Below are 18,024 nucleotides of genomic sequence, written 5' to 3'. Positions count from 1 at the left end.
AATCGTTTTGTGCCACAAAGCACAAAAAAAGGAGAAAAAAGAGAGAAATATTTTGGAGGTTTAAATAAAAGTCGTATCTTTGCACCCGCAATCGAGAAACGATGGCGGGATAGCTCAGCTGGTTAGAGCGCATGATTCATAATCATGAGGTCCCCGGTTCAATCCCGGGTCCCGCTACCACAAAAAATTCAGACTGTTGAGTGGCTTCCACACTTGGCGGTCTTTTTTTATGACAACTCCCTGGAGTTTATATACAAACTCGGCTCAACATAACAAACTCCAGGGAATGATTTTCATCTATTCATCAGATAGTTTTTGAACGCAGCAAACTCTTTCGACATCGCTACGCTTTTCTTTTCGCCTCTCATGAAAGCCTGCAATTTGGCAGGTATATCCACTTCTTCACCGATGATTTTCTCTACCGTATCCTTGAACTTGGCGGGATGGGCCGTCTCCAGGAAGATACCTGTTTCGCCCGACTTCAATCCTTCGGACAGGGCACGATAGCCACAAGCGCCATGCGGGTCGAGCAGGTAATGATGCGCCTGCCATACGTTCTTCACCGTTTCAGCTATCTGTTCGTCGGTATAGGTAGCCCCACTGATGTCGGCACAGATAGCGTCATGGCTATTGCCATAAAGATCGAGCACACGGGCAAAGTTGCTGGGCGCACCCACATCCATGGCGTTGGCAATAGTGGCTACCGACGGACGAGGTGAATAGACACCTGTCTGCAAGTATTGGTAGAAGATGTCGTTACGATTGTTGGCGGCGATGAAGCGCTTTACGGGCAGCCCCATGCGTTTGCCAAAGAGCCCTGCCGTGATGTTTCCGAAATTGCCGCTGGGTACACAGACAACAACGTTATCGACTTTACCCGCCTTCTTCAGTTGAGCGTAGGCGTAGAAATAATAGAAGGCCTGCGGCAGGAAGCGAGCCACGTTGATGGAGTTGGCGCTCGTCAGCTGCATGTGGGCGTTCAGCTCCTTGTCCATGAAGGCTGCCTTTACCAGCGCCTGGCAATCGTCGAAAGTGCCGTCCACTTCGAGGGCGGTGATGTTCTGCCCGAGGGTCGTAAACTGTTTCTCCTGTATCTCGCTCACCTTACCTTTGGGATAGAGCACATAGATGTGGATACCCTCCACCCCCAAGAAGCCATTGGCCACTGCGCTGCCTGTGTCGCCCGAAGTGGCTACCAGTACATTGACCTGCCGCTTGCCCTCCTTGCGGATAAAGTGCCCCAGCAGACGTGCCATGAAGCGGCCGCCTACATCCTTGAAAGCCAGCGTAGGGCCATGGAAAAGCTCCAGCGAATAGATGTTGTCTGACACGGGCACCAGCGGTGCGTCGAAGCTCAGCGTGTCGCAGACAATCTGCTTCAAGGTGTCGGCCGGTACGTCTTCGCCAAAGAAGGCATCGGCCACACGGCAGGCAATCTTCTGAAAGCTGAGATCCTCGATGTGGTCGTAAAACGATGCGGGCAGCGACTTGATGACATCGGGCATGTAAAGTCCCTTGTCTGCGGCCAGTCCTTTGACAACGGCCTCTTCCAGGCTGACATTGCGTTCCTGTTGGTTGGTGCTATAGTATTTCATGTTTTTTCGGTATTTGGGTTATTTCATAAATTCGTTCATAAACTCGTCTTCCTTCATCAGGCCATAAGCGCCGTTGCAGGCCGCCACTTCGTCGAAGGTCTGCACCTCGTCGGGTTCGATGCCCGGATACCAGATGAGGAAAGGTACAGGTTCGGCCGTATGCGTGCGCAGTTCGCAGGGCGTGGGATGATCAGGCAGGACAGCAATGGCTATCGGTTCGTCCCAATCCTTCACCACCTCGTAGATGGGGCCAATGGCGCGACTGTCCAAGTTCTCGATGGTGCGTATCTTCAAGTCCACATCGCCCTCGTGGCCCGCCTCGTCACTGGCCTCCACATGAAGGTAAACGAAGTCGTCGGTCTTCAGCGCCTCGAGCGCAGCGGCAGCCTTGTTTTCGTAGTTGGTATCATACAAGCCGGTGGCGCCCTCTACTGTCAGACGTCGCAGACCTGCATAGTAACCGATACCATTGATCAGGTCGACGGCTGAAATGACACTGCCCTTGCGGATTTGGGGATATTTCTCGGCCAGCGGCTCCATCTGCGGACGATAGCCTGGACTCCATGGCCAGATGCTGTTGGCAGGATCCTTCCCCTCGGCCTTGCGCTTCAGGTTGAGCGGATGGTCTTCGAGCAATTCCTGCGAGCGCACGATCAGCTCATTGATCAGGTCGGCTGTCTGCTGGGGTGTAAGTTCGGCACCGCCTTCGGGCTGGGTAATGTGTTCCGTACCTGGCATAGGCTTCACCATCAGAGGGCGGTAGGGCTTGAGCGGCACGTCGTGAGGCGGTGTACAATCGATACGTTTGTCGCCTCCCTTGATCACCAGCAGATGGCGGTATTGCACACCTGTATAGAAGTGTACCCGCTCGTTTCCCAACTTCTCCTGAAGATACTTCACCAGTATGTCGGCTTCGGGTGTTGTGATGTGACCAGCCGAATGGTTCTTCAGCAGGTCGCCTTCGATACAGATGATGTTGCATCGCATAGCCATCTCGCCCGGCTTCAGGTCGACGCCAATGCTGGCGGCTTCCAGCGGGCCACGTCCTTCGTACACCTTGGGCAAGTTATAACCCATGACCGACATATTGGCTACCTCGCTGCCCGGATGAAAGCCTTCGGCCACAGTAACGAGACGTCCTGTACGCCCCATGCGGGCCAGCTTGTCCATGTAGGGTGTATGGGCGGCCTGCAGCAACGTCTTGCCGCCCAGCGACTTGACAGGCCAGTCGGCCATGCCGTCGCCCAATATAATGATGTGTTTCATTTCTTTAATGGATAATTGAAAATTGAAAATGGAGAATTGCGAAGTGACTATACGTTCATTTTCAATTTTCCATTCTCAATTTTCCATTTATTAAACGTTCGCAATGCTCATGATGTCGGCAAAGACGCCAGCGGCCGTCACACTGGCTCCTGCGCCATAGCCTTGAATCATCATTGGATATTCGCGGTAGCGTTCGGTGGTGAGCAGAATGATGTTGTTGCTGCCCTCCAAGCCATAGAAAGGATGGCCGATGCCCACTTCCTGCAGGCCTACCGAAGCTTTGCCATCCTCCAGACGGGCCACGAAACGCCAATGTTTCTTTTCGGCCTCGAGCACCTGGCGACGGGCTTCGAAGTCGGCATCCAATGTAGGCACTTTCTTCCAAAAGTCGTCCAAGGAACCTTCGAAGAAGTCGTCGGGCACGAAGAGGTGTTTCTCCACGTCGTCCTGCTCCAGACGGTAACCGGCTTCACGCGCCAGGATGACCAGTTTGCGGATAACGTCCTTGCCGCTGAGGTCGATGCGCGGATCGGGTTCGGAGTAGCGCTCCTCCTGCGCCATGCGGATAGTCTGGCTAAAGGGCACGTCGGCACTGATCTTGTTGAAGATATAGTTCAGCGTTCCGCTCAACACGGCCTCGATCTTCAGGATCTTGTCGCCGCTATGGATAAGGTCGTTGATGGTATTGATGATGGGCAGACCTGCGCCTACATTGGTTTCGAAGAGGTACTTCACCCCACGTTGGCGGGCTATCTGCTTCAGTTCACGATAGTTTTCGTACTCCGACGAGGCGGCAATCTTGTTGGCGGCCACCACGGACACGTTGTGTTGCAGCAAGTCTTTGTAGAGAGAAGCAACACCCGCACTGGCTGTACAGTCGACAAACACCGAATTGAAGATGTTCATGCCGATAATCTCGTTACGCAACACGCCCAGCGAGCTGTCCATCCCCTTCTGCTTCAAGTCCTCGCGATAGTGCTCCAGGTCGATGCCTTCGCGGCAGAAGAGCGCTTTCGAAGCGTCGGCAATACCCACCACATTCAGCTGAAGGCCGTTCTCCTGCATCAACTTCTGGCGCTGACTCTGAATTTGTTCGATGAGACTTCCACCTACCGTGCCGATACCACAGATGAAGAGGTTGAGCACCTGGTATTCGGAAAGGAAGAACGAGTCGTGGATGACGTTGAGCGACTTACGAAGCGACTTGCTTTCGACTACGAATGAAATGTTCGTCTCCGAAGCACCCTGCGCACAAGCTATCACATTGATACCGTTGCGTCCCAGCGTGCCGAACAGCTTGCCTGCGATACCCGGCGTATGCTTCATGTTCTCGCCTACGATAGCGACCGTCGCCAGGTTCTTCTCCGCCTGGATGGGCGAGATTTCACCCATCTCGATTTCCTTGGCAAATTCTTCGGTCAGCACGGCACAAGCCAGATCGGCGTCGGCATTGCGCACACCGATAGAAGTAGAATTTTCCGACGACGCCTGCGACACGAGGAACACGCTGATGCCGTTTTTGGCCAACGCCTTAAAGATGCGGTAGTTCACACCGATAACGCCTACCATACCCAGACCCTGGACCGTGATCAGCGTGGTGTCGTTGATGGACGAGATACCCTTGATGGGCTTGCTCTGCGGATCGGACACCTCCTGCTTGATGATGGTTCCTTCGCCTTCGGGGTTGAAGGTATTCTTGATAAGGATGGGGATGTTCTTGTGGCAAACGGGGTAGATCGTGGGCGGATAGACCACCTTGGCGCCGAAGTTACACAACTCCGTAGCCTCCACATAGCTCAGCTCGTTGATGGTGTAGGCAGTAGAAATGACGCGCGGATCGGCAGTCATGAAGCCGTCCACGTCGGTCCATATCTCCAACGAGTCGGCATCGAGAGCAGCTGCGATGATGGCGGCCGTATAGTCAGACCCGCCCCGTCCCAGGTTGGTCACGTCGCCTGTCGTCACGTCGGTGGCAATGAAGCCAGGCACCAGCGAACGTTTGGGCAGGTTGGCAAAGGTGCTACGCACCAGTCGGTTGGTCAGTTCCTTGTCGAGCACATGCTTGGAAAACTTCTTTTCCGTCTTGATGAACTGGCGCGAGTCAAACCATTCGGCTCCCGTCAGCTGGGCTGCAATGATAGACGAAATGCGCTCGCCGTAGCTCACGATGGTATCCGACGTTTTCTGCGACAGGTCTTTGATGAGGTAGATACCTTGGAAGATATCTTTCAGCTCGTTCAGCAGTTCGCCCACCTTATGTTGCAATTCCATCTGTTGAGGACCGGCCGGAAAAGCCTCTCTGATCATCTCCACATGGCGGAATACGATTTCACGAAAACCATCCTCGTAAGAGGCATCACCAGCCGCCGCTTTGCGGGAAGTATCTATCAGCTTGTCCGTAATGCCTCCCAAAGCCGAAACAACCACAATCACCGGCTCGTCTGCGGCCTCTACTATCTTTTTGACGCTCAAAATGCTTTTTGCGGAACCTACTGACGTTCCGCCGAATTTCATAACTTTCATTTCTCTGTATATAGATTGAAAGGGTGATACAATGTGTCGGAAGCAAACACCTCGAAAGGGTCTGCACTGACGTTCCTGAAAATGTAAAATTGAAAAAACTGCTGAAAAATAGTGTAACACGTAGAAACACAAATACTATCCCCTAACCCCTAAGGGTCATGGTACACATGGATGTCCCTGTATAAAAATAGTATCCGTTCATAGTCTCTGTTCCTTCGTTGTTTTTTGATAGGTTGCCGCAAATATAGCAATAAAAACATTCAATCTAACACTTTTCCCCACTTTTTTGCGATAAAAGTGCAGAAAGCACCCCAAAAGTCAAGACAAATGTCCGAAAGCGCCCTTCTATTTTTCTATTTCCACAGGCGGAAAACAGAACATTCCGCGCTACTTTTCTTTCATTTTGTCAGCACTTTAAAGAAATATAACTATATTTGCAGAGAAATCGTGAAATAAAACATTGTATGGTCGCCAATAATACTTCCGTTTTGCTAATATACACCGGCGGTACTATCGGAATGATAGAAAACCCCGAGACAGGTGCACTGGAAAACTTCAACATGGAGCAGCTCCAGAAGCACATTCCCGAGCTGCAAAACTTCGGTTTCTGCATCGACACATATCAGTTCGACCCTCCAATGGATTCGTCGGACATGGATCCCGAGGCATGGCAACGACTGGTGCGCATCATTAGCGACCACTACGACCAGTACACGGGCTTCGTCATCCTGCACGGCACCGATACGATGGCCTACACGGCTTCGGCACTGAGCTTCATGCTTGAAAACCTGAACAAGCCCGTCATCCTGACCGGCTCGCAGCTGCCCATCGGCGTCCTGCGTACCGACGGCAAGGAAAATCTGCTGACCAGCATCGAGATAGCCACCGCCTGCCATCCCAACGGACGCCCCGTGGTACCCGAAGTCTGCATCTTCTTCGAAAACCACCTGATGCGCGGCAACCGTACCACCAAGATGAACGCCGAAAACTTCAATGCTTTCCGCTCGTTCAACTACCCCAACCTGGCGTCGGCCGGCATCCACATCAAATATAATAATGTGCAAATCCACGCCCATCCCAGCGCAGCTGCGCTGAAACCCCACTACCTGCTGGATACCAACATTGCCATCCTGAAGCTCTTCCCCGGCATTCAGGAAAACATTGTAGCCTCCCTGCTGGCCACCGAAGGGCTGAAAGCCGTGGTGCTCGAAACCTACGGCTCGGGCAACGCCCCCCGCAAGGAGTGGTTCCTACGCCTTCTGCAAGCCGCCAGCCTGCGGGGAATCGTCATTGTCAACGTCACCCAATGCCATGCCGGCATGGTCGAGATGGAACGCTACGAGACGGGCTACTGGCTGATGCAGGCCGGCGTGGTGAGCGGCTACGACAGCACCACCGAATCGGCCGTCACCAAGCTGATGTTCCTCCTGGGCCACAACTACGGCCCCGACGAAGTGCGCCGCCTGATGACTGTCCCCCTGGCAGGCGAAATCACCGTCTGACCCCTATTCCACCGGCGTCAGCTTGCCCGTCACGGAGTCGATGATGTAGCCCGACACACGTATGTCGTGCGGGATGAGCGGATGGTTCAGGATGGCGTCCACCGTCTGTCGCACCGACTTCTCCGTATCGCCGAAGCCATAAAGCCACGACTCGAAGTCCACGCCACAGAAGCGCATCATGTCAATCGTCTCCTGCTTGATGCCCCGCGCCTTCATGTGGGCTATCATCTGTTCGCTGCTCATGTGGCACGCCCCGCAGTCGGAGTGGGCAATGACCATCACCTCCGTCACACCCAGTTCGTAGATGGCCACCAGCAGACTGCGAATCACGCTCCCAAAGGGATGTGAGATGATGCCTCCCGCATTCTTGATCATCTTCACGTCGCCGTTCTTGATGCCCAGTGCAGCGGGCAGCAGCTCCGTCAGCCGCGTATCCATGCACGACAGGATGGCTATCTTCTTGTCGGGATACTTTGTCGTGATAAACCGTTCATAACCCTTTTCGGCCACAAACTGCTTGTTGAATTTCAGAATTTCATCAATCATACGTTTCCTTACCTTTTTTGAGTGAAAACTGTTTCGGAGAGAATACTTCGGCAGGCCGGCATCCGCCACACTTCTCCCCTTGCGTCGATACAGCAAAATTAAAGCTTCACTACGTAACGACCAAAAACAAGCCTCCTATAACCCCTAAAAATCTGTTAACAAAAACCGAATTTCATGTTAACAAAAACTAAATCATTGATCTACAAGAACAAGCAGCACGCCCACTCCACACACCCCTTACAGCTGACAGTTGACAGTTTATAAAATCAGGAAGAGACAGAGAGAAAAATTGATAATTATAGTTTATATTATATATATATATTTATATATATAATATAAAAGTTGTAAGCGCTTTTTTCCAGACTGAAATTAGAAAACTGTCAACTGTCAGCTGTAAGGGAAATCCTGCAATTTTCAGCCTTACAGTTGACAGTTGACAGTTCTCGTTTTCTCATTCACACACCAAATGCAATCCATTCCTAAAACACATAGCGACGGAGTAACGAAAAGAAAACGACGTCCTGCCAGCGCGAAAACGTTGTTTTCCACACTGGAAACCAGCGAATTAGTTTTATTAACACAAAAACAAGGTTTTTGTTAACAGATTTTTAGCGATTACAGAGGGGCAAATTTTGGACCGTACAAAAAGAAGGAGTATCTTTACAGCGTCGATAACGGAAAACAACGACGGATGCCGGCCCCGGCGGAGTTCTCCGAGAAAAAGAGTGGAAACGAAAGCATATACACAGAAAAAGCAACAAATGTCCGTCAACAATCGGGACAACAGAAAGAGAAAAGCTGGCAAGGTGCAGCCAAACAAGAAAAAGGCGAAAAAGCCGAAAACTATGTTTTCGCTTTGTGCTTCTCCCGGTTTGCACTATCTTTGAAGCCACAATCTTTTTAAACGTTCTGATATGGCCAAAGAAAAAACCGTGTACGTGTGCAGCAACTGCGGACAGGAGTCGCCCAAGTGGCAGGGAAAGTGCCCTGCGTGCGGGCAGTGGAATACCTTCGTCGAGGAAATCGTGCGCAAGGAACCCGTAGCCCGACGGCCCGAGGCAGGCATCGCGCCGACGAAAGCCAAACCCGTGACGCTGGACGAGATAGAGGCCGCAGACGAACCACGCATCGACCTGCACGACGCCGAGCTGAACCGCGTGCTGGGCGGTGGACTGGTACAGGGGTCGCTGGTGCTGATAGGCGGTGAGCCGGGTATCGGCAAATCGACCCTGGTGCTGCAGACCGTCCTGCGACTGACGGAGAAGCGCGTACTCTACGTCTCGGGTGAGGAAAGTGCCCGCCAGCTGAAGCTGCGTGCCGAGCGCCTGACCAAGCAGTCGTCCGACTGCCTCATCGTCTGCGAGACGTCGCTCGAACAGATCTATGTCCACATCAAGAACACCCGTCCCGACCTGGTCATCATCGACTCCATACAGACCATCTCGACCGAAGCGCTGGAGTCCTCGCCCGGCAGCATCGCCCAGGTGCGCGAGTGTGCCGCCAGCATCCTGCGCTTTGCCAAGGAAACGCATACGGCGGTCATCCTCATCGGCCACATCAACAAGGAAGGCAGCATCGCGGGCCCCAAGGTGCTGGAACACATTGTGGACACCGTCCTCCAGTTCGAGGGCGACCAGCACTACCTGTACCGCATCCTGCGCAGCATCAAGAACCGCTTCGGCAGCACTGCCGAACTGGGCATCTACGAGATGCGTCAGGACGGCCTGCGACAAGTGAGCAACCCTTCTGAACTGCTCCTGAGCCAGGACCACGAAGGCATGAGCGGTGTAGCCATCGCTTCGGCCATCGAGGGTGTACGTCCGTTTCTCATCGAGACGCAAGCACTGGTCAGCTCCGCCGTCTACGGCAATCCTCAACGTTCGGCCACGGGCTTCGACCTGCGCCGCATGAACATGCTCCTGGCCGTGCTCGAAAAGCGCGTAGGCTTCAAGCTGGCACAGAAGGACGTCTTCCTGAACATCGCCGGCGGCCTGAAGGTGAACGACCCTGCCATCGACCTGGCCGTCATCAGCGCCATCCTGTCGAGCAACGTGGACACGGAAATCGAAGCCGAAGTGTGCATGGCGGGCGAAGTAGGACTCTCGGGCGAGATACGCCCCGTGAACCGCATCGAACAGCGCATCGGAGAGGCCGAAAAGCTGGGCTTCAAGCGCTTCATCCTGCCCAAGCACAACCTGCAGGGACTGGACACGCGGAAGCTGCACATCGAGCTGGTGCCGGTGAGAAAGGTGGAGGAAGCTTTCAGAACACTTTTTGGATAAGGACCTATGACATACGAATATACGATCAGAGTGCTACCCGAGGTAGCAGCCAACGAACAACGATTGAAAGCCTATCTCGTACGCGAGAAAGGCCTTGACGAGAGAACCCTCAACGCCACCCGCATCCTGAAGCGGAGCATCGACGCCCGCCAACGGACGGTCTTCGTGAACCTCACCGTGCGGGCCTACGTCAACGAAGTGCCCAAGGACGACGAATACCAGCATACGGACTACCCCAACGTGGAAGGACGCCCGCAGGTCATCGTCGTGGGTGCCGGTCCCGGCGGCCTCTTTGCCGCCCTGCGCCTCATCGAGCTGGGCCTGCGCCCCGTGGTGGTGGTTGCCGCCCTGCGCCTCATCGAGCTGGGCCTGCGCCCCGTGGTGGTGGAGCGCGGCAAGGACGTGCGCGAGCGCAAGAAAGACCTGGCCCAGATCGGCCGCACACAGGCCGTGGACCCCGAGTCGAACTACAGCTTCGGCGAAGGCGGCGCGGGAGCCTACTCCGACGGCAAGCTCTACACCCGCAGCAAGAAGCGCGGCAATGTGGACAAGATACTCAACGTCTTCTGCCAGCACGGCGCCTCCACTTCCATCCTGGTGGACGCCCATCCGCACATCGGCACCGACAAGCTGCCCCGCGTCATCGAGAACATGCGCAACACCATTCTTCAGTGTGGCGGCGAAGTTCATTTCCAGACACGCATGGACGCTCTGCTCATCGAGGGAGACGAGGTAAAGGGTATCGAAACCCACACGGGTCAGACGTTCCTCGGCCCCGTCATCCTGGCCACGGGCCACTCTGCCCGCGACGTCTACCGCTGGCTGGCTGCCAACGGCGTGGAAATTGAGGCCAAGGGTATCGCCGTGGGCGTGCGCCTGGAACATCCTGCCACCCTCATCGACCAGATACAGTATCACAACAAGAACGGACGCGGCAAGTACCTGCCCGCCGCCGAATACAGCTTCGTCACGCAGGTAGACGGCCGTGGCGTGTACAGTTTCTGCATGTGCCCCGGCGGCTTCATCGTGCCCGCCGCCAGCGGTCCCGAACAGATTGTGGTGAACGGCATGAGTCCCAGCAACCGCGGCTCGCGCTGGAGCAACAGCGGCATGGTGGTGGAGATACGGCCGGAAGACCTGGAAAATGAAGAATTAAGAATGAAGAATGAAGAATTATTGGGCGATGATAGAAATTCTTCATTCGGAAGCGCAGCTTCCATTCTTCATTCTTCATTAAATATGCTTTCCTTCCAGGAACACCTCGAACGCCTCTGCTGGCAGCAGGGCAACCGCCGGCAGACGGCGCCCGCCCAGCGCATGGCCGACTTCGTGAACCGCCGCCTCAGTGCCGACTTGCCTGAGACGTCGTACGCCCCCGGCCTGATTGCTTCGCCCCTGCACTTCTGGTTGCCCCCGTTCATCGCCGGCCGTCTGGCCAAAGGCTTCCAGCAGTTCGGCCGCAACGCCCATGGCTTCCTGACCAACGACGCCGTGATGATAGCCGTAGAGACCCGCACGTCGGCACCCGTCCGCATCGTGCGCGACTGCGACACCCTGCAGCACGTCCGCCTGCGCGGCCTCTTTCCCTGCGGTGAGGGAGCTGGCTATGCCGGCGGCATCGTCTCGGCTGGTGTGGATGGCGAACGGTGTGCCGAGGCTGCGGCAGAATATTGCGAAGGAAATAAATAACCATAACTTAACTCTTGATTATGACATCCACTCCCGAAATCGCCATTATCGGCTCCAACACCCTGAGCAACCTGGGGCTGAGCGACCTGCTCGAAGAGCTGATCCCTGGCGCCGTCATCCGTACGTTCCCCTCGTTTGCAGCCTTTATGGACGACACGCCCGACATGTATGCCCACTACTTCATCTCGTCGCAGGTGTACCTCGAGCATACGGCGTTCTTCCTGCCGCGACGGCCCAAGACCATCGTGCTGGCCGCGGGCGAAGCCGGTCCGCAACTGGCAGGCGTGCTGACACTGAACATCTGTCAGCCGGAAAAAGAACTGGTGCGGAGCATCGTCCAACTGCATGGACATGGCCATCGGCATGGTCACCCCGGCAAGCTGCCTGCTCCCACCGACCAGCCGACCAATGTGCCTGCCGGTCACGAACTGACGGCACGCGAGATAGAAGTGCTGGTGCTGGTGGTCAAGGGATTTATCAACAAGGAGATAGCCGACCGCCTGAACATCAGCCTGACTACTGTCATCAGCCATCGCAAGAACATTACGGAGAAGCTAGGTATCAAGTCTGTCTCGGGCCTTACCATCTATGCTGTGATGCACGGCTATGTGGAAGCGGACCAGATCTGAAAAGATAAAGTAAACATTAAATAGACAAGCCACAACACATAGATATCAAAGTTTTTGCATATCTTTGTATCTAACAAAATCCCAAGCAACACCTGATTATGGAACTGGACGCATACAAATTAGAACTGGTACGTGAAATCATCAATGGTTTCAATAGCGAAGCTTCCTTGACCAAACTGGCTGCAGCCTGCCACCTGATACGTAACGAAGAAGCAGGCGAACAACTGGCAGCCATGCCCTCCGATTTGCTGTACAAACTAATGGACAAGGCTGTATGTGAGGACAAACAAGGAGAAAGCTTAAGTGACAAAGAACTGGCTCAAGAAATACAGTCATGGTAATACGCTGGTCGAAACAAGCTATTGAAAGCCTAAGGAACATTTTCCGCTTCTATCAACCTCAGACTGGGGCTGATACAGCCCGTAGAATTGTCGGGGAGATTCGAAACGAAACACGCTATCTACTTATCTTTCCAGAAATGGGAAGTCGTGAAATCATAAACGGACAGCCTTCGGACTACCGTTATATCGTCAAACATCATTGCAAGATTTTCTACCTAATTTATGCTGACCATGTCCTCATTGCTTTTATATGGGACACACGACGCAATCCGCAATATCTGGAAAGCTTACTAAACCAATAAACCTTCCTCTTTTTCTCCTCTCGATTTCCTCATAAGTGAGGATTGCACGTTCCGTGGATTTGCCCTTACTTTGCGGCCGAAAAAATAAGACTGCAATGAAGAAATCTGTTTGGACCTTCCTCGCGTTGCTGACCGTCGGAGTAACGCAGACAGCCTGGGGCGAAGAAGCCCCCAAAGACTCTACCAAAGTAGTGGACATCGAAGAAGTGGTGGTCATCGCCACGCCCAAGGAAAACAGCCGCCTGCGCCAGCAAGCCCTCTCGGCCACTTCTTTCTCGCAGGCCGACATGCGGGGTAATGCCGTCCGCTCGGTCAAGAGCCTGTCGTCACTGGTGCCCAACCTCTTTATACCCGACTATGGCTCGAAACTGACAACCTCGGTCTATGTGCGTGGCATCGGCTCGCGCATCAACACGCCGGCCGTGGGCCTCTACGTGGACAATATCCCCTTCATCGACAAGTCGGCCTTCGACTTCAATTACTCCGACATCGAGCGTATCGACGTGATGCGCGGCCCGCAAGGTACACTATACGGACGCAACACGATGGGCGGACTGATACGTGTCTTCACCAAGTCACCCTTCACCTATCAGGGGACGGACCTCACACTGAGTGCCGCCACCTACAACAACTATAAGGCCAGCGTCAGCCACTACCACCGCATCAGCCCCCAGTTTGCCTTCTCCGCCAACTTCTTCTACGAACACAAGGGTGGCTTCTTCAAGAACTCTTACCTGAACGAGCGCGTGGACAAGGACGACGAATTCGGCGGCCGCTTCCGTGCCATCTACCTGCCCAAGGAGAACCTGAAGCTGGATTTCACTCTGAACTATGAATATACCAACCAGGGCGGATACCCGTATGAATATACCGGCGTGACCGAGGGCGAGGAAGACCGTGCCGACTACATCGGCCGCATCGCCTACAACCACAAGAGCGGCTACAGGCGCAACCTGCTGAACGGCGGCCTCAACCTGGAGCATCAGACCGACAACTTCATCCTGAGCAGCGTGACGGGCTTTCAGTTTCTGGACGACCACATGGACCTGGACCAAGACTTCACGGAACAAAACATCTACACCATGATGCAGAAGCAGAACTCCAAGACCGTAAGCCAGGAACTGGTGCTGAAGTCCAAACCCGGCCGCCGCTGGCAGTGGGCCACAGGCGCCAGCGCCTTCTACCAGTGGCTCGATACCGACGCGCCCGTCACCTTCCACGAAGACGGCCTGGCATGGCTCAACGCCCTGACCAACGACAACGCCAACAAATACCTGCCCACCATCTCGCAAGGTCCCATGACGATGCAGTTTGTCTTCAGCGACCTCATCGGCGGCAGCACCCTACCCATCGGCGGGGCGTTCAAGACGCCTGTGCTGAACACAGCCCTCTTCCACCAGTCCACCTTCAACGACCTCTTCGGCGCCGAAGGCCTGTCGTTTACCGTCGGCCTGCGCATGGACTACGAACGCCTGAAGCTAGACTATAACACAGGATGCAGCTACACCCACACCTATTCACTAAGCGGCGAGCTGAAACCCATGGGCATGACCATCCCAATGGTCAAGGAAACAACCTTCGAGCAGAACTTGTCCTATCGTGGCAGCCTGACACATGACTACATCCAGCTGCTGCCCAAATTCTCCCTGCAATACGACTTCGACCGCCGTAACAACGTCTATGCCACCGTCTCCAAAGGCTATCGTTCGGGAGGTTACAACATACAGATGTTCAGCGACCTGCTCAAGACCGACATGCGCAGTGCCAACATGAGCGATGTGGCCCAAGCCACCATCCCTGTCATCGAAGGCGTGGGCATGATTGACGACGCTACCAAGCAGCAAATCATCGGCATACTGAACGGCATGGCACAGAAGACCGAGACAAACGTGCAGGAGGCCACGCTCTACCGCCCCGAATACTCATGGAACTACGAGGTAGGCTCTCATCTGACCCTCTGCGACGGCCGCCTGCAGGCCGACCTTGCAGCCTTCTACATGGACACGCACGACCAGCAGATTTCGCGCTTCGCCGCCAGCGGACTGGGACGCATCACCGTCAACGCCGGAAAGAGTCGCAGTCTGGGTGCCGAAGCCGCCCTGCGTGCCCAACTGACCGATGCCTTAAGCCTGAGCGGTAGTTATGGCTATACGTACGCCACATTTACCGACTACGTGGTGAGCAACGAAGTGAATTATAACGGGAAATATGTGCCTTTCGTTCCCAAGCACACGTTCAACGTGGGTGGTCAATACATTTTTGCGATGAAGGCAGGCGCATGGCTGGACGACATCACCCTCGACGCCCACTATAAGGCTGCAGGCCGCATCTACTGGACGGAGGCAAACAATGCCAGCCAGGCCCTCTACGGCACGCTGAACGGACGGTTGAGTCTCAATAAAGGCAACGGGCAGATTGCCCTGTGGGTGGACAATGCACTGAACAAGCGCTATCAGGCCTTCTGGTTCGAAACCATGAGTCGCGGCTTTGCCCAGATGGGACGTCCCATACAGGTAGGCATCGACCTGCGTTGCCGCTTCTGATGTCCCCTGCCTGGTCTTTTTCTTCCCCAGTCAAGGATTTATTTTTTCCCAGTTAAGAAAAAACCATTTCTTAACTGGGAAAATTTTATAATGTTTCACCAGCTTTCTTTTCAGGGAAATTGATGCGGAAACGTGTCAGCCCGTCGGGCCAGGTGCGAAGCGAGAACGTACAGCCATGCTTGCTGAGCACTTCGCGGATGAAGATAAGTCCGATGCCCTGTCCGTTGGGCTTGGTAGAGAAGAAGGGACTGAACAATTTCGCCTCCACCTCGCGTGAGATGCCTGCACCTGTATCTGCCACTTCCAAGACGGCAGGTGAGGCCGACGTGCGAATGTAAATGTCGCCCGACCGGCCGATGCTTTCCGCCGCATTCTTGATGATATTCACCAGTACCTGTTCGAAGAGGACAGTATCCATCCACACCAAAGGATTGTCTGCACACAATTCATTGTGCAGGGTGATGTCGCGGTCGCGGCAGATGGTCTCCATAAACCGCTTGCAGGCAGACACGCGATCGTTCAGGCGCACCTGCTCCAGTTGCGGGTCGGGTATCTTCACCACGTTGGCGAAGTTGGTGATGAAGCGGCTCATGCCATAGCAACGCTCCACACAGACCTTCATCACGTCGCGTAGGTCGGCGGTGTCGTCCATCTCCTCCAGCGCTTCATTAACGGTCTCTAGTGTGGATGTGATACCCGCCGTCGTGTTGTTCACCTCGTGGGCTATCATACGAATCACTTTCTCATATGCTTTCTTTTCCGCCTTCACCACTTCCGACGTCAGACTCTCGATGAGGATAAACGGATGGGGGAAGCCACGATCGACAAACGAAAGGCGCGAGCAGCGATAAATCATGGAGTCGTTCAGGCGAATGGTATCGGTAGAATCCTTGTCCAGCCGGTTGATTTCTTCTGCCAGCGGAGCATCAAGCGCACTGAAGTTTTTGCCAATCAAATCGGTCTGCGACGTATAGCCCAAGAAACGGAGTGCGGCGGCATTCAGCATCGACACCTTGCCGTCGAAGTCGAGAATGACAACGCCCATCGGCGACACGCTGATGAGCAGGTCGAGGAAATGGTTCTGTTCACGCAGGCGCAGGCGTTCGTTCTTCAGCTGGTCCATCATGCCGTTGAACATGGTCACAATGCGATCGGCCTCCGTCTGCCCCACTTTAGAGAGGCGGCTGCTGAAGTCCTGCTCGCGTAGCAGGTCGATACCGTTGGCAATACTGTTGAGGGGCATCACCAGCTTGCGATAGAAATAGACCAACACTATCAGGCTGAGCGTAGTCACTCCCTCGCCCACGTAGAACAAGGTCTTTCCCGACTCAAGCGCCAGCATAAGCAGAATGCCCCACACCACAATCAGCAGCAGGGCCAAGAGGAAGAACAAGGTTTTCAGTCGCATGGCACAGCAGGATTAATCGTTGGTGCTGATACCGTATTTCTCCAGACGGCGATAGAGTGCCGCACGGCTGATGCCCAAGGCTTGGGCCACCTGCGAAAGGTTGTTCCCATGCTTTTCGAGAGCCTGAAGGATGGTTTGCCGCTCCATCTCCTCGAGCGTCATGCCTTGCAGAGAAACGGTCTGCGGTGCACTTGTGGGGTGGTACTGCTGCTTGAAGTCGTCTGCCGTCAACACCTCCTTGCCACATACCAGCAACGTCCGCTCCACAAAGTTCTTCAGTTCGCGAATATTACCCGGATAGGGCAGGCTGCTCAGGTAGTCCAAAGCATCGTCAGTCAGGCGGACGGGTGCGAAACCATCAGTCTGGCAACGTTTTTCTATAAAATGGCGGGCCAGCAGAGGGATGTCTTCACGCCGTTCACGCAAAGCTGGCAAGTGAACCGTTATCAGGTTGATGCGATAGAAAAGGTCTTCGCGGAAGGTATGCTCACGCACCATCTGCTCCAGGTCGGCGTTGGTGGCACAAACCACGCGGACATCCACCTTGCGAGGCTGACTGTCACCCAAAGGCTCGAAGGTCTGTTCCTGAAGCACACGCAGGAGCTTCACCTGGCACGATAGGTCGAGCTCACCGATTTCGTCAAGGAAGATGGTACCCTTGTCGGCCAGTTCGAAGCGTCCCTTACGGTCGGACACAGCATCGGTGAAAGCACCCTTCTTGTGGCCGAACATCTCGCTCTCGAACAACGTCTGCGACACACCGCCTAGGTTGACCTTGACAAAAGGCTTGCCACGTCGAGGACTATTGCGATGCACCGCCTCGGCTATCAACTCCTTGCCCGTACCGCTCTCGCCCGTCACCAAGATGGAGGCGTTCGTCCGTGCCACGCGCTTTACCGTGGCCAGCACGTCCATCAACGCCTTGCTGCGCCCGATGATGTGGCTGCGGTCAAAGCCGTCATTGTCCGTCAGGGGCTCGTCGGCTTCCTGTCCTCCTGCCGTTAGTTCAAGGGCTGTCTCGATGCGCTGCATCAGGGCCGCGTTGTTCCACGGCTTGGTGATGAAGTCGAAGGCACCTGCCTGCATGCCCTGCACGGCCAGGGGAATGCTGCCCCATGCCGTCATCAAAATCACAGGCGTCTGGGGGCAGAACAACTTGACTTGCTTCAACAAGGTCAACCCCTCCTGACCGTTGGTGGAGAGGCTGAAATTCATATCCATCAGAATGAGTTGCGGCGTGGTGGAACGCACCGCCTCGATGGCCTCCTTGGGACCGGAGACCGCCTTCACCTCGTACTTCGCCCGCTTAAGCATGAAGCTGAGCGAAGAACGGATGGCACTGTCGTCGTCTACAATTAGTATCATAATGGCGCAAAAGTAAACATTATTCTGCGAACC

Annotated in this window: 14 protein-coding genes and 1 tRNA gene; 9 read left to right on the top strand and 6 right to left on the bottom strand. The window is 54.6% G+C overall.

Going from position 1 to position 18,024, the window contains the following annotated elements; translation table 11 throughout:
* The first annotated feature begins 103 nt into the window (after nt 1-103).
* Nucleotides 104-180: transfer RNA gene (locus BQ8005_RS02030), tRNA-Met, on the top strand.
* Between the two features lie 113 nt (nt 181-293).
* Here the strand turns inward: BQ8005_RS02030 and thrC are convergent.
* The 3 genes from thrC to thrA form a co-directional block, all read right to left on the bottom strand.
* Nucleotides 294-1,595: a threonine synthase gene (gene thrC, locus BQ8005_RS02025; RefSeq protein ID WP_075316870.1), complete on the bottom strand. Its 1,302-nt coding sequence runs from the start codon at nt 1,593-1,595 to the stop codon at nt 294-296.
* A gap of 18 nt (nt 1,596-1,613) precedes the next feature.
* Complete coding sequence (locus BQ8005_RS02020; RefSeq protein WP_075316869.1) at nt 1,614-2,861, bottom strand: cofactor-independent phosphoglycerate mutase; 1,248 nt, start codon at nt 2,859-2,861, stop codon at nt 1,614-1,616.
* Nucleotides 2,862-2,951: 90 nt separating this feature from the next.
* Nucleotides 2,952-5,384: a bifunctional aspartate kinase/homoserine dehydrogenase I gene (gene thrA / locus BQ8005_RS02015; RefSeq protein WP_075316868.1), complete on the bottom strand. Its 2,433-nt coding sequence runs from the start codon at nt 5,382-5,384 to the stop codon at nt 2,952-2,954.
* A 464-nt stretch (nt 5,385-5,848) separates the two neighbouring features.
* Between thrA and BQ8005_RS02010 the strand changes: the two genes are divergently transcribed.
* Nucleotides 5,849-6,886, top strand: coding sequence for an asparaginase (locus BQ8005_RS02010; RefSeq protein ID WP_075316867.1), 1,038 nt, complete (start codon nt 5,849-5,851; stop codon nt 6,884-6,886).
* A 3-nt stretch (nt 6,887-6,889) separates the two neighbouring features.
* On the opposite strand, the gene BQ8005_RS02005 is transcribed toward BQ8005_RS02010, so the two are convergent.
* The gene (locus BQ8005_RS02005; protein WP_075316866.1) at nt 6,890-7,432 is read right to left on the bottom strand and encodes a beta-class carbonic anhydrase; all 543 of its coding nucleotides are present in this window, start codon (nt 7,430-7,432) and stop codon (nt 6,890-6,892) included.
* Nucleotides 7,433-8,123: 691 nt separating this feature from the next.
* Here BQ8005_RS02005 and BQ8005_RS02000 point away from each other — a divergent pair.
* The 7 genes from BQ8005_RS02000 (at nt 8,124) to BQ8005_RS01970 (ending at nt 15,218) form a co-directional block, all read left to right on the top strand.
* Entirely contained in the window at nt 8,124-8,336 is a 213-nt protein-coding gene (locus BQ8005_RS02000; protein ID WP_075316865.1) for a hypothetical protein, read from the top strand.
* Nucleotides 8,337-8,346: 10 nt separating this feature from the next.
* Entirely contained in the window at nt 8,347-9,714 is a 1,368-nt protein-coding gene (radA, locus tag BQ8005_RS01995; RefSeq protein ID WP_021846956.1) for a DNA repair protein RadA, read from the top strand.
* Nucleotides 9,715-9,720: 6 nt separating this feature from the next.
* A complete protein-coding gene (locus tag BQ8005_RS01990; RefSeq protein WP_075316864.1) occupies nt 9,721-11,403 on the top strand; it encodes an NAD(P)/FAD-dependent oxidoreductase in 1,683 nt (560 codons plus the stop codon).
* Between the two features lie 20 nt (nt 11,404-11,423).
* The gene (locus BQ8005_RS01985; protein WP_075318842.1) at nt 11,424-12,032 is read left to right on the top strand and encodes a response regulator transcription factor; all 609 of its coding nucleotides are present in this window, start codon (nt 11,424-11,426) and stop codon (nt 12,030-12,032) included.
* A gap of 98 nt (nt 12,033-12,130) precedes the next feature.
* Nucleotides 12,131-12,373, top strand: a complete 243-nt coding sequence (locus BQ8005_RS01980; RefSeq protein ID WP_021846959.1) for a hypothetical protein — start codon at nt 12,131-12,133, stop codon at nt 12,371-12,373.
* Nucleotides 12,367-12,675 carry a type II toxin-antitoxin system RelE/ParE family toxin gene (locus tag BQ8005_RS17880; RefSeq protein WP_021846960.1) on the top strand — a complete coding sequence of 103 codons (309 nt, stop codon included), beginning with the start codon at nt 12,367-12,369 and terminating at the stop codon, nt 12,673-12,675. Before BQ8005_RS01980 ends, BQ8005_RS17880 begins: the two co-directional genes overlap by 7 nt.
* Nucleotides 12,676-12,770: 95 nt before the next feature.
* Nucleotides 12,771-15,218, top strand: a complete 2,448-nt coding sequence (locus tag BQ8005_RS01970) for a TonB-dependent receptor (protein ID WP_075316863.1) — start codon at nt 12,771-12,773, stop codon at nt 15,216-15,218.
* A gap of 85 nt (nt 15,219-15,303) precedes the next feature.
* Here the strand turns inward: BQ8005_RS01970 and BQ8005_RS01965 are convergent, their stop codons facing one another.
* Both BQ8005_RS01965 and BQ8005_RS01960 read right to left on the bottom strand, forming a co-directional pair.
* Entirely contained in the window at nt 15,304-16,626 is a 1,323-nt protein-coding gene (locus BQ8005_RS01965; RefSeq protein WP_075316862.1) for a sensor histidine kinase, read from the bottom strand.
* 12 nt (nt 16,627-16,638) lie between these two features.
* Nucleotides 16,639-17,991 carry a sigma-54-dependent transcriptional regulator gene (locus tag BQ8005_RS01960; protein WP_021846963.1) on the bottom strand — a complete coding sequence of 451 codons (1,353 nt, stop codon included), beginning with the start codon at nt 17,989-17,991 and terminating at the stop codon, nt 16,639-16,641.
* Nucleotides 17,992-18,024: the final 33 nt, after the last annotated feature.

Origin of the sequence: Bacteroides togonis (assembly GCF_900130135.1) — a bacterium.
In the GTDB taxonomy this organism is placed as follows: Bacteria; Bacteroidota; Bacteroidia; order Bacteroidales; family Bacteroidaceae; genus Bacteroides; species Bacteroides pullorum.
This window is presented reverse-complemented; position numbering and strand designations above follow the sequence as displayed.

What these genes read in the sequence shown, in the direction of transcription:
- thrC (WP_075316870.1), bottom strand. Translation starts at nt 1,595, where the DNA reads ATGAAATACTATAGCACCAACCAACAGGAACGCAATGTCAGCCTGGAA.
- BQ8005_RS02020 (WP_075316869.1), bottom strand. Translation starts at nt 2,861, where the DNA reads ATGAAACACATCATTATATTGGGCGACGGCATGGCCGACTGGCCTGTC.
- thrA (WP_075316868.1), bottom strand. Translation starts at nt 5,384, where the DNA reads ATGAAAGTTATGAAATTCGGCGGAACGTCAGTAGGTTCCGCAAAAAGC.
- BQ8005_RS02010 (WP_075316867.1), top strand. Translation starts at nt 5,849, where the DNA reads ATGGTCGCCAATAATACTTCCGTTTTGCTAATATACACCGGCGGTACT.
- BQ8005_RS02005 (WP_075316866.1), bottom strand. Translation starts at nt 7,432, where the DNA reads ATGATTGATGAAATTCTGAAATTCAACAAGCAGTTTGTGGCCGAAAAG.
- BQ8005_RS02000 (WP_075316865.1), top strand. Translation starts at nt 8,124, where the DNA reads ATGCCGGCCCCGGCGGAGTTCTCCGAGAAAAAGAGTGGAAACGAAAGC.
- radA (WP_021846956.1), top strand. Translation starts at nt 8,347, where the DNA reads ATGGCCAAAGAAAAAACCGTGTACGTGTGCAGCAACTGCGGACAGGAG.
- BQ8005_RS01990 (WP_075316864.1), top strand. Translation starts at nt 9,721, where the DNA reads ATGACATACGAATATACGATCAGAGTGCTACCCGAGGTAGCAGCCAAC.
- BQ8005_RS01985 (WP_075318842.1), top strand. Translation starts at nt 11,424, where the DNA reads ATGACATCCACTCCCGAAATCGCCATTATCGGCTCCAACACCCTGAGC.
- BQ8005_RS01980 (WP_021846959.1), top strand. Translation starts at nt 12,131, where the DNA reads ATGGAACTGGACGCATACAAATTAGAACTGGTACGTGAAATCATCAAT.
- BQ8005_RS17880 (WP_021846960.1), top strand. Translation starts at nt 12,367, where the DNA reads ATGGTAATACGCTGGTCGAAACAAGCTATTGAAAGCCTAAGGAACATT.
- BQ8005_RS01970 (WP_075316863.1), top strand. Translation starts at nt 12,771, where the DNA reads ATGAAGAAATCTGTTTGGACCTTCCTCGCGTTGCTGACCGTCGGAGTA.
- BQ8005_RS01965 (WP_075316862.1), bottom strand. Translation starts at nt 16,626, where the DNA reads ATGCGACTGAAAACCTTGTTCTTCCTCTTGGCCCTGCTGCTGATTGTG.
- BQ8005_RS01960 (WP_021846963.1), bottom strand. Translation starts at nt 17,991, where the DNA reads ATGATACTAATTGTAGACGACGACAGTGCCATCCGTTCTTCGCTCAGC.